Genomic DNA, 1,217 nt, shown 5'->3' with positions numbered 1-1,217 from the left:
CCCCCCCCCCCCCGCCCCCCACATCCCCGCGTTGGCGTCCCCCGCCCCCCCCCGCCCCCCCCCCCCACCCCCGCCCGCGGGGGCCGCCCCGCCCCCCCCCGCCAGACTCGTCAGACGGAAGAAAAGACCGTTCAGGCAGCTTCAGTCATCCCGCGCAACACATACTGCAGGATGCCACCATGCCGGTAATACTCGACCTCGTCCAGCGTATCGACGCGGCAGAGCAGCGGCACCGTTTCCTTGGTGCCGTCGGCACGGGTGATGTCCATGTCGATCGTCATCCGGGGGGTGATGGTCTCCAGCCCCTTGATGTCGATGATTTCGTCACCCTTCAGGTTCAGCGACTTGCGCGTCGTGCCGTCCTTGAACAGCAGGGGCAGCACACCCATGCCGACCAGATTGGAGCGATGGATGCGCTCGAAGCTCTCGGCGATCACGGCGCGAACGCCCAGCAGCAGGGTGCCCTTCGCCGCCCAGTCGCGCGACGACCCCATGCCGTATTCCTTGCCGCCGAACACGACCAGGGGCACGCCCTCGGCCTTGTATTCCATCGCGACATCGTAGATCGAGCCCTCCTTCCCGTCGGGGAAGTGCTTGGACAAGCCCCCTTCGGTACCCGGCAGCATCTCGTTCTTGATGCGGATGTTCGCGAAGGTGCCACGGACCATGATGCGGTCGTTGCCCCGGCGCGAGCCGTAGGAGTTGAAATCCTTCGCCGAAACCTGGTGCTCTTTCAGATAGACACCGGCCGGCGAGCTTTCCTTGATCGCACCGGCCGGCGAGATATGGTCGGTGGTGATGTTGTCGCCCAGCAGCGCCAGCACGCGAGCACCCACGATGTCACCCTTCGGCTTGGGCTCCGGCGTGATGTCCTGGAAGTACGGCGGGTCCTGCACGTAGGTCGAGGTCGGGTCCCACTTGTAGGTCTCCGAACCGGTCGCGACCTTCAGGGCCTGCCATTCCTTGGTGCCCTTGCCGATCTGGCTGTACCGCTTGATGAACTCTTCACGGTTGATCGAAGAGCCGATCAGGTCCGCGATCTCCTTGTTGGTCGGCCAGATGTCCTTCAGATAGACCGGCTTGCCGTCCTTGGAGGTGCCGAGCGACACGGTGGTGATGTCCTCGCGCATCGTGCCGAGCAGCGAGTACGCAACCACCAGCGGCGGGCTGGCCAGATAGTTGGCGCGCACGTTGGGCGAGATACGGCCTTCGAAGTT

1 pseudogene is annotated in these 1,217 nt (G+C 65.0%); it reads right to left on the bottom strand.

Annotation, left to right across the window (positions count from 1 at the left end):
- Positions 1–131: 131 nt before the first annotated feature.
- Positions 132–1,217, bottom strand: a pseudogene (locus ABF821_RS19665) (aconitate hydratase); the annotation flags it as partial.

It is taken from the genome of Gluconacetobacter sp. (assembly GCF_047721585.1).
In the GTDB taxonomy this organism is placed as follows: domain Bacteria; phylum Pseudomonadota; class Alphaproteobacteria; order Acetobacterales; family Acetobacteraceae; genus Gluconacetobacter; species Gluconacetobacter dulcium.
The sequence above is the reverse complement of the archived record's forward strand: the minus strand, read 5'-3'. Positions and strand labels throughout refer to the sequence as shown.